Source organism: Natrinema hispanicum (assembly GCF_900111485.1).
Classification (GTDB): Archaea; Halobacteriota; Halobacteria; order Halobacteriales; family Natrialbaceae; genus Natrinema; species Natrinema hispanicum_A.
This window is the reverse complement of sequence record NZ_FOIC01000083.1, coordinates 1-1,803: the sequence shown is the minus strand read 5'-3', so window position 1 is coordinate 1,803 and position 1,803 is coordinate 1. Positions and strand designations below refer to the sequence as shown.

Sequence of the window (1,803 nt, the reverse complement as noted above, 5' to 3'; positions counted from 1 at the left end):
GCGGGAGATTTGGGTCATGGACAACTCGACTCTCCCGCTTCAACACCTTTGATTTAGCGACCTATCCCGCCGCCGTCTAGTGATTCAACACAGCCCTTTCTACCATCTGGCAATTTCGGTACAGACTCCTGGAAAGAGCATCTGTCACAGATGTCTGTACTAATTGTCTGTAACTCTCTTCTGTTACGATTTTTGTGGTCGAATTGACTATCCAATACTCTCTCCTTCTCACCCCAGTCGATCTGGAACAAGCTCCGCTTATACGACGCGCGGCCAGAATCCGGAACATAGCTACGTTCCACGCATTAACACACTCTCAACACTGATCTATCAGGCCATAGCCATCTCGAATGGTGAACGGGAACCGAACCGGTTAGACAGGAACTTCTATCAGAGTGGCGTGACGCCGTGGGCCGTCACCGACGCGACCATCTTGATGCTTAATCTACACTATTTGGTGACACTTCATTGCCCACCACGGATGCCTTGACTCCTGCGAGTACGACGAGATAACAATCGCCTATGGCAGACGTGGCACGGGTGATCCGCCGTGAGTCCAGTAGATACATCCCGTCACTCTGCGAGAATCGTCCTATGCGGATCGATACTGCAGAGCTACGAAAGGGTCTGAGCAAGACGCGCCGATTCGTGCTCGCACACCACCTTCCGTCTGAATTCTATCGGTGTTATTCACCTTCTATGTTCAGTCACCGTGTTCACATCTGCGCGCGGTGTCTGGGCATCTATCCAGGGATCGCCATGGGGTTTCTCTCGCATGGCATCATGTTTCGAGGCACCGATGCGCTTCTCGCTGTTGCGTTGCTGCCTGTTCCCTCGTTTGTCGACTGGGCAGTTACGACGTTCCGCGATCGGCGCGGCTATAATATCGTTCGAACCGTAACCGGTGCGTTACTCGGCTCTGGATACGGACTTGGACTCGCGTTGTTGCTGTTCGAATCTTCGCTTGCCGTTCTCGGTATTGGTCTCGTATATGGTATCATCGCTTTCAGTTCGATCTTATGTTCGTGGTGATGCGAGTCCGAACGATCAGGTACTTATGTCGAGTCTGAGAAGAAGTCAGTCCTCACTACATGAAGTACTGTATTAATTGTGGCGAGCAGATCGCCGACGATGCAGAGGTGTGTACCAACTGCGGGGTCAATCAAACCATATCTCTCGAGGGAAGTTACGACGAGCGGGCTGAAAACGAGAAGTACTGTGTCGAGTGCGGGACCCTGATAGCCAAGCAGGCGGAAATCTGTCCGGACTGTGGTGTTCGACAGCCTTCCGTGCAGGGACCGACAGATTCAGACAAGATCGCGGCCGGCGTTCTGGCGCTACTGCTTGGCGGCTTGGGGGCACATAAATTCTACCAGGGGAACATGAAACTCGGCGTACTCTACCTCTGTTTCTTCTGGACGGGTATCCCCGCAGTGCTTGGCCTGGTTGAGGGAATTCTGATGCTGATCGCCGACGATACCGAGTACGAGGAAAAGTACGCCGACGGTAGTCTCCTTGGGCGATAATACCGTCCCGAACACGGAAGACTGTCAGTCCTTCTTCTCTACAGGCAGAGCAGGCCGAGTGCCTCGGGGCGTAACCTCGAGGCGGTTCACTGTTTGCGCAGGTAGATGTCAAACGGGGATATTATTGATCGCTAAGCTCGTCCCGAGATCGGAGAATGTTCCTCCGAAGTCGAGGTAAATAGTGACTCAGCTTTGCACGTTGAAGTAGGAGCATGACGTAGGCGGTGGCAAGGACGGATGATGCCGATTACGGATTTCTTGTCGTGTACGCGAGTGT

The 1,803-nt window shown here is 53.1% G+C and carries 2 protein-coding genes; both read left to right on the top strand.

The genetic code is table 11. The features are described from left to right. Window positions 1-522: 522 nt before the first annotated feature. Complete coding sequence (locus BSG09_RS20005; RefSeq protein ID WP_343124085.1) at window positions 523-1,032, top strand: DUF2085 domain-containing protein; 510 nt, start codon at window positions 523-525, stop codon at window positions 1,030-1,032. Window positions 1,033-1,091: 59 nt separating this feature from the next. Next, on the top strand, window positions 1,092-1,526 hold the full coding sequence (locus BSG09_RS20000) for a TM2 domain-containing protein (RefSeq protein WP_092936241.1): 435 nt from the start codon (window positions 1,092-1,094) through the stop codon (window positions 1,524-1,526). The last annotated feature ends 277 nt before the right edge of the window (window positions 1,527-1,803 follow it).

Coding starts and splice junctions, on each gene's coding strand:
- BSG09_RS20005 (WP_343124085.1), top strand. CDS start 523: ATGGCAGACGTGGCACGGGTGATCCGCCGTGAGTCCAGTAGATACATC.
- BSG09_RS20000 (WP_092936241.1), top strand. CDS start 1,092: ATGAAGTACTGTATTAATTGTGGCGAGCAGATCGCCGACGATGCAGAG.